At 62.0% G+C, this 7,416-nt stretch carries 6 protein-coding genes; all 6 read right to left on the reverse strand.

What is annotated here, in order from left to right; genetic code table 11:
• Positions 1-186 precede the first annotated feature (186 nt).
• Positions 187-2,412 (reverse strand): hypothetical protein, encoded by a 2,226-nt coding sequence (locus IC66_RS0130455; protein ID WP_157158106.1) that lies wholly within the window; start codon positions 2,410-2,412, stop codon positions 187-189.
• Between the two features lie 48 nt (positions 2,413-2,460).
• Positions 2,461-4,749 (reverse strand): hypothetical protein, encoded by a 2,289-nt coding sequence (locus IC66_RS0130460; protein ID WP_038950198.1) that lies wholly within the window; start codon positions 4,747-4,749, stop codon positions 2,461-2,463.
• 28 nt (positions 4,750-4,777) lie between these two features.
• Positions 4,778-5,854: a lysylphosphatidylglycerol synthase transmembrane domain-containing protein gene (locus tag IC66_RS0130465; protein WP_244429194.1), complete on the reverse strand. Its 1,077-nt coding sequence runs from the start codon at positions 5,852-5,854 to the stop codon at positions 4,778-4,780.
• A complete protein-coding gene (locus tag IC66_RS0130470) occupies positions 5,820-6,395 on the reverse strand; it encodes a WbuC family cupin fold metalloprotein (protein ID WP_049801999.1) in 576 nt (191 codons plus the stop codon). Before IC66_RS0130470 ends, IC66_RS0130465 begins: the two co-directional genes overlap by 35 nt.
• Complete coding sequence (locus tag IC66_RS0130475) at positions 6,373-7,038, reverse strand: class I SAM-dependent methyltransferase (protein WP_028141029.1); 666 nt, start codon at positions 7,036-7,038, stop codon at positions 6,373-6,375. Before IC66_RS0130475 ends, IC66_RS0130470 begins: the two co-directional genes overlap by 23 nt.
• Before the next feature lie 25 nt (positions 7,039-7,063).
• Positions 7,064-7,416, reverse strand: a 353-nt coding sequence (locus IC66_RS0130480) for an LIC12192 family sporadic carbohydrate cluster protein (protein ID WP_038950201.1), incomplete at its 5' end; no start/stop codon positions are given.

The following is a 7,416-nucleotide window of genomic DNA, read 5'->3' on the forward strand; positions in this document are numbered from 1 at the left end:
CACAGCGTGCACCTCAATTGATAAGTTGAGATCCCCCACGCTGTCCGCCGGCATCTTATCCGATCGTCGGACTCGCGAAAAACAGAGCCGATTCGGCAGGATTTTGCGGTGACCATTCAGGATGGGGTCCGGCTTCGCGCGAAGACTCTTTGCCGCGCCGCGGTGGAGGCGGAAGCGCGCGGCCGCTCACTTTTCGGTAGAGTCTTGCCGGGACCGCCACGCCGCAAGCGTTGCGATACCATCCCAATAGTCTTTGCCTGGACCGGTCACGCGGCTGCGGTTCCGTAGCGCGGTGATCGCTGCAACCTGTTCGTCGCTGATCGGCGCTCCCAGGCCCTTCCATGTCAGCAAGATGTAATCAGCTCCGACGTGGAGGACGTCCAGATTGCGCGGCATGCTGTCTGAATCAAAAAGCGGGCTTTGCCCATGCGCCCAGAAATCCAGCCGGTCGCTCTCTATGTAAAAGGCATTCACATTGTGGCGGCGTAGCGCGGCAATGCTGATTGGGGCGGGCCCAAGCAGGACGTCTCCATAATCGGGCAGAAACACCGGATGCAAGGTATCCACGACCCGGCCAGATGGCAGGAGAGGGGACTCGGCGCAGGTCGGCAGAAAACGCAAAGCGGAATTGACGGGGAGGATGTGCCAATCAGCAGGGACGTGACTTGAAACCTCCCGACAGCGGCGTGGATCGAGGTCGTCAAAGGACGGGGAGGTGCCAACCAGGCCGATGCGACCGGTGACAAACGCCAAGGCGCCCTGCATGCGCACGCGCGTTATCTCGCCCTGCGACCTCGCAACCACAGTCGCGACAAGGGCCGCCAAAGCGATCGTCACCATCGCAGAAGGCAGAGAGACGAGGCGAAGTTGCAACTGACGCCGCCGAAAGAGATCGGCGAGCGGCACGATGATTGAAATGGCAATGAGCGGAGTTGCGACCGATCGGAAGGCCAGCATGCGCTCCAGACTTCCATGTGAGGTGAGTGTGATCAGGCTGATGACAGCGAGCAGGCAGAGAGCGAGACCTACGACGAATGGGCCATTTCCTTGGGGGCGCCGTACTCTGAGCAAGGCTGCGCACGCGACAATGAAAGCCGGGTATGTCCAGAAGTTCGTGCCAAAGAATAGGCTCCAGAGCACCTCCCGCAGGCGGCCGAAAGCAGCCACGATGTCGCGCATCGAGAATCCTGCATATTTGATGCCCTGCGCGTTGTTTACGTAGACCATGAGCTCGATGCTCGAGATTTGACGAAAGCGCTCCACGTTGATGAGCGGCATGAACACGCCGATCGGATTGACCTCGGCGATGCCGAGATAGATCTGGTTGACCAGAAGGCTGAGAGCCGCTGTGCCAAGACCGATTGCGGCCACTCCGAGTGGCCGCACGATGCCGCGCGGGCCATGAGCGAACCAGCCGGCGCCCGCTCCCGCCATCAAGAAGGCCGTGGCGATGATCGCCGCCTGGGGGACCATGATGGCGATGGACATCACGGTTGGCACCAAGGCGCGGAAGATCACGCGGGCCTTGGTGGTGGCATAGAGCGGCCCTGCCCAACAGACGAACAGGAGGAAGGCGCCGGTCTCATAGTGAAAGCGCCCCGTCTCCAATCCGATGAAGCTCGACCACATTGCGATCAGGGCCGCGCATCCCGGCAGTATCCAGCCCGTTGTCAGCCGCACCGCCATGCGATGGACCAGAGCCGCGATGGACAGCAAGTAGACGACCGAGAGGATTTGATGAGCCGTCGGACCACCGAAGCTCACGAGCAACATGTCGGCCCCGTGGCCGCGGCCGAGCAAGAACCAGAACAGCTTTGGCTGTTCGGGGTCGAGCCAGAGGGTGTGGCGGTTCTGCAGGTCAGCGAGGAGCGGAAGATAAAGTTGCGGGATATCACCGCGCGTCGCGTCGAGCACGACGCCCTTCACCAGCAGAAGCACGACGGCCGACAAACCGATTAGTCCAACCAGCAGCCACTTCGCAGCCGTAGATGGTATCCAACGGCCACGGGATGGACGCGCAAGGTGCCAGGCGATAATGCCCGTCAAGAATGGGATGGTGATCCACGGGAAGAGCAATCCCGCCGCACCGAGGCAAACGCCAATCAAGACGCACAGAGCAGCGCCGCCGAAGAACTGCAGCACGAGCAAATCCGCGGCGTCGAGGTCGTTGCCTTCGTCGAGGCGGTTGACGAGCAGGGCCCCCATTCCGACAAACGCGATAGCCACGTAGGGAGCGAGGACAGCGAGACACAAGCTGTTCCAGGCGACCAAGGGGCCGCCGCTGAAGAACTGGACCTCGGGAGGAACCTTGATCAGTAGGCCTAAGGCCGCGATGAGGAATGGAGCCGTCATCAAGCCGGCGCGCGCGCTTGTTCGCCAGCCTCCCCAAGACCAGCGTTTACCGGAATGCATGTAGATGTCTCCGCGGAGGATCGCTTTCCGCCGTCAAATCAGCAACCCTCAGCGGCATTTGGACAACTGATCGAGAATCGCGAGGTCTCTTGGCTTGCCGTCTGGTGGCAACTGGTGCCTCACCACCTCAAAGGGCTCGACACCGTAAGCCATTCGATAAATATCCTTCGATCTCGTCCTCAGCGTCGAGATTGCCGCTGCCGTTTCCGGAGTCAATGGCTGATCACCAGCCCGCCACGTCAATAGCCAGTAATGCGGAGTCTCGGCGCGAACCGCAAAACGTCTCGCCAGTTCTTCTTTCTGGAAGAGGTCTGAGAACCCATTCAGCCAAAAATCGCAATTCTCCCTCTGGACGTAGAAGAGATTCACCCCCAACCCGCGAAGCGTTGTTTCCGCCGTATCGGCAGTCCCCAGCGCGACCTTCTTGAAATCGCGCGCGACATCGCTCTGATAGGTATGAATGACCTTGCCTCGCGTGAGGAGCGGCGAGAAATAGCATGGCACCAACGCGCGATAGCCGTTGAGAGGCAGAATGCGCTCAGACCCCGTCGATTGCTGCAGTTCGTCACAGCGCTGCCAGTCCAGGCTGACACGGGGCAACTGGCGAAGGGGGCGCCCGGTCACAAAAGCGACGGTCCCGTCGTCCCTGAAGCTCTGCCAGGGATAGGAAAGGGTTGTCCAGGCGCAGGTGATCAGGAGCGCCAGAAGGGCCACATGAGGCGCGTAGCGCCCGGGGGACCAGGTTGAGGCCAACCGCCGCACGACAACCAGCGCCCAACAGGTGATGGCCACGGTCGCCAGCGGGAATAGCGCGGTGACATGAACGGATAGCCTGATCAGGCTCGGAATATTCAGCGTCATATCCAGAAGTCGGACGCTGGCTACGTAGGCGATGATGATCAAGAGCCCCGCAGCATTGAACGACATTCGCGACTTCGAGGCGCCGGAGCGATCCGGAAACAGCTTCGAGTCGATGTAAGCCACGGTGCAAGTTGCCGCCGCGAGAGCAATGGCAACGAGGAGAACGGACCTGACCTGCTTGAAGAAGGCGAACAACCCCGCCTTGCTGAGGAAGTCGCTGACCTCCAGCGACTGCGCCAGCACGAAATAGTCGAGAATATCGAGGCTTCCGAATTGTGAGAAACGCTCGACCGATGCGGCGCCCCGGAACAGCGAATACGGGTTGGTGGCCGGGATTCCGAGGTAGAGATAATTGACGGAGAAGGCCAATATGCACCCGGCGATCGCTCCGACCCCGAGCAGCACGCCGGTCATGACGCCAGACAGGTCGCGCTGAAGCGCCTTGGTGAGCACTCCCAACGCCGAGATCAAAAAGACGAACGCGGCGTAGAGCGGATAGGAAGCCGCGACGGCAAAGGCGCAAATGCCGGCGGCGAGCCTGTCTCGACTTTGGGAAGAGCGGATGACGACCAGCAGGAAATAGACGAAGAATGCCGCTGTCTGAAGGTGGTACTTTCCAAACTCCATGATGTGGAGGCCGGGTGTAACGGTCGGCACCGTCCTCGGCCAAGCAAGCCCGAGAATTGCCAGGCCGAGCGCGATCGGGATCGCAGCCTCTTCGCATCGGCGTCCGAAAGCCTGGAATGGAAGAACGAGGCGGGCGAGTTCGAAAATGACAGCGCTGATCCCGACGAAATAGAGAAACGAAACGATCTGGGCGACGTGGGGCGGCAGGAACGTCGCCAGCAACAGGTGCAGCCCGTTTCCGTGACCGATCTCGAAGTCGGAGAAGATGGGATTGTCGGCCGCAAGCCAGATGCTGTGATTTCTCGCGACCTCCGCCAGATACGGGGCGTAGAGCTGTTGAACGTCGGTCGAAATGACATCGGGTATGATGGCGCGGTCGAGGAACACCGTCGCCAGAAGCCAAAGACCCAGCAGCGATGTTGCGATCAGCGGCAAGGTCACCGCGGGTTTCTGCGGCTTCCGAAAGCTGCGGCTGTCCCACAGCAGCACCGCGATCGCAAATCCGAGAACGATTTGTGGGTACAGGATGGAAAGAGCGCCTAGCCCAAATCCCGTCAAGATGAGCGTGGCCGCGCCGACGAAGAACTCGTCGACGCGCTGAGTGGGTTCGTGCCTGATGAGCGAGAACGTCAGGCGGCCGGTCGCCATGATGAACCAGCCGAGATACGGCGTCAGGACGATCCAGGCGAGGACGTAAAATCGCGTTGTCCAGCCACCGTCAAATAGCAGCGTTCGATAAGTGCCGTCGCGGTTCAGGCACCAGATGGAAAGAGCGGCCGGCGCGAAAATGAGCGCGCGCCACGACCATCTCTCGACGATGGTACGAAAACGCACCTCGGCAGATGTCATCGCATGGTCTTGTCCGGCGTTGCCCATGCTAGACCGGCGCTGCATCGGTTCGTTCGGCGATGGCCCGCGCCTCCTCAGGGCTGAAGCCGGTGCGCTCGGGCGCGATCAGCCATACCAGCCCGCCGAACAGCCCGACGATCAGGCCGCCAAGACCCAGCAGGACCGATATCGCGAGCGCCTTGTCGGATGCGATCCCGGCGAGGCCAAGCGCAGCGACCATCGCGCCTTCGCGCACGCCCCAGCCTCCGATCGAGATGGGGACCGCGGAAGACAGGATGACGAGCGGGACCAGCACGAAGGCGTCAAGTGCGGTGAGGGGCGCCTCCAGTCCGATCGCGAGGACATAGCAGGTCGCAACGGTGATCAGGTGGACGACAATGGCTGATACGATCAACATTGCCCGCCCTCCGGCCGCCAGCAACGGAGCCCTGACCAGCATCGCGAATTGCACGATCCTGGCCGGCACGGTCGCGATCAAGCGTGGCGGCCACCGGTCCAGCGTCGCCAGGGCGATTGCGCCGAGGCATGCAGCCGCCAGAACGGTCACGATCGCGAAAAGGAGTGAGTTGTCGTGGACGCGAGGCAGCAGGAACGGCATTCCCGCCAGGACGATGAGACCGAGCGCCAGCAGCGCCAGGAAGCGATCGGCCACGATGCTGCCGATCGTCTGCGACCATTGCACGCCATTCCGCCGCAGCATCCAGATCCGGACCGCGTCACCGCCCGCGGGTAGCACCTGATTGAAAAAGGTGCTGATGATCAGAATGCGCCAGCCGGCCAGCCATCTCAGGGGCACGCTCATGGCGCGGAGGATCAGGATCCAGCGGTGGCAGAGAATGAAGGTCTGGGCGAACAGCAGCAACACAGCAAGCGCCAGCATGTTCAAGTTGACGGCGAGAAGATCGGCTTTCAGGGACGACAAGTCCTGGCTGCGCAAGAGCAATACCAGGATCCCGATCGACACCGCGAACTTGACCAGGGTAACCAGTGCTTTTGCAGGCGGCTTCATCGTCTGGTTTCGTCCTCGATCATTCACGGCGGGATCGTCGAGCAGCGATAGGGGTCGAAATTTACCGTCTCGCCAGATGCTCCACGGCGAGCGCACCAATCCGCGTGACGTAGTCGTGGACCTCGGCAGCGTCGCCGCCATCCGGGGCCCAGTCGGGAAATGCCGTGCGTGAGGGATCGAACGGGCCGGCGGTGGTTTCGTGGAACACCAGCCATTCCGAGGTGATCAGGATCGAGTGGAAGACCTTTTCGGGCATCCGGTAATAGCAGCGCTTGCCCTGGCCGTAGGGCGCCATCTCGAGGACGTCGCGAATGCGGCCGTCATCCTCGAAGATCACGACCTGCGCAGTGCCCTCGATCACGTGAAACGATTCAGGTTTGCCAAAATGCTTGTGGGGCCGGACATAGGCCTCGCGATGATGCACGATCAGCATCTCGTGCAGGCTGGACGCGGGATCGGGGTGCGTGCACAGCCGGCTGCGCAGACGCGGGTTGCCGGCGGCGATGCGTTTCAGCTCCGCGATCGTGGCGTCATCCGCCGTGACGATGGCGTCGTCCGAATAATACACTTCCGGATTTTGCGCGCGTAGCGACGTCGGCCGGCGCAGGCCGGCTTCATTCGAAGAAGATGAACCCATGGTCGCCCCGATAGCCGCATTTGTCGTAGATCCACGCCCAGGTTTCCGGGCCGTGGAAGCTCAGGCAGGTGAGCTGCCAGTAGAGGAGATTCGCCTTCTCGCGCTCGTTGCGGAACGATTCCACCATCAGATATTTCGAGGTGCCGCGCCCGACGCGCTCGATCTCCGACACCGCGCGGAACACGTCCTCGAGCGGAAGGTTGTGCAGCACGCCGAGCGACACCACGAGGTCGAAGCTGTGATCGGGGTAGGGGAGCTCGACGGCGCTGCCGACCTTCAGCAGCGGCCGCACCTCCTCCTTGGCGTTGGCGATGCCGTAGTCGGAGATGTCGATGCCGGCGATCCTGAGGTCGGGGACAAGCTGGCTGAACTCGTAGAGCAAATAGCCCTTGCCGCAGCCGACGTCGAGCACGCTCATGCCGGGCTTGATGCCGTAGCGATCGATCAGGGTCTGGGCGAGCGGGCGCCAGCGTCCGTCATAACGATAGCCGCCATAGCCGTAGCGCCGGTCGCCGTCCCAGTAGTCCTGCCCCCATTGCCGCGCGACGGTGGCGGATTCTGCCTTGTCGTGCTCGACCACGCGCTGAACGTAGTTCCGCCTGGTCGATGCGTGCATCGGTTGGAGCAGGTTGATCTCGCTCATGGGGCCCAACCGGTCCGCGGCATCGTCACAGGATGGTGGCGTATTTATTGACCAGCAGGATGTCCTCGACGGCCTGGATGTCCTTCTGCGACGACAGCGTGATCTCCTCGACGGCGGCGTGGAGGTCGCAGCCCTCGCGCAGCACGCGGTCGTAGATCTCCCGTCGCCGTGCCTCGTCGGGCGGCAGCATGAAGATGCTGTAGAGGATCAGGCCATCCAGGCGGGGCAACTCGTCCAGGATGTCCTCGAGCACCATGTAGCTGCCGGGCATGATGTGCTCGACGGCGCTGAGCAGAAATTGCAGGTTCTTGCGCCGCGCGTAGTCGCGGATCACGATGTTCTGGACGTGCTGCGGGGTGCGGCTGCCGTTCAGCGGCC

Origin of the sequence: Bradyrhizobium genomosp. III (assembly GCF_000261705.1) — a bacterium.
GTDB classification, from domain to species: Bacteria; Pseudomonadota; Alphaproteobacteria; order Rhizobiales; family Xanthobacteraceae; genus Bradyrhizobium; species Bradyrhizobium ottawaense.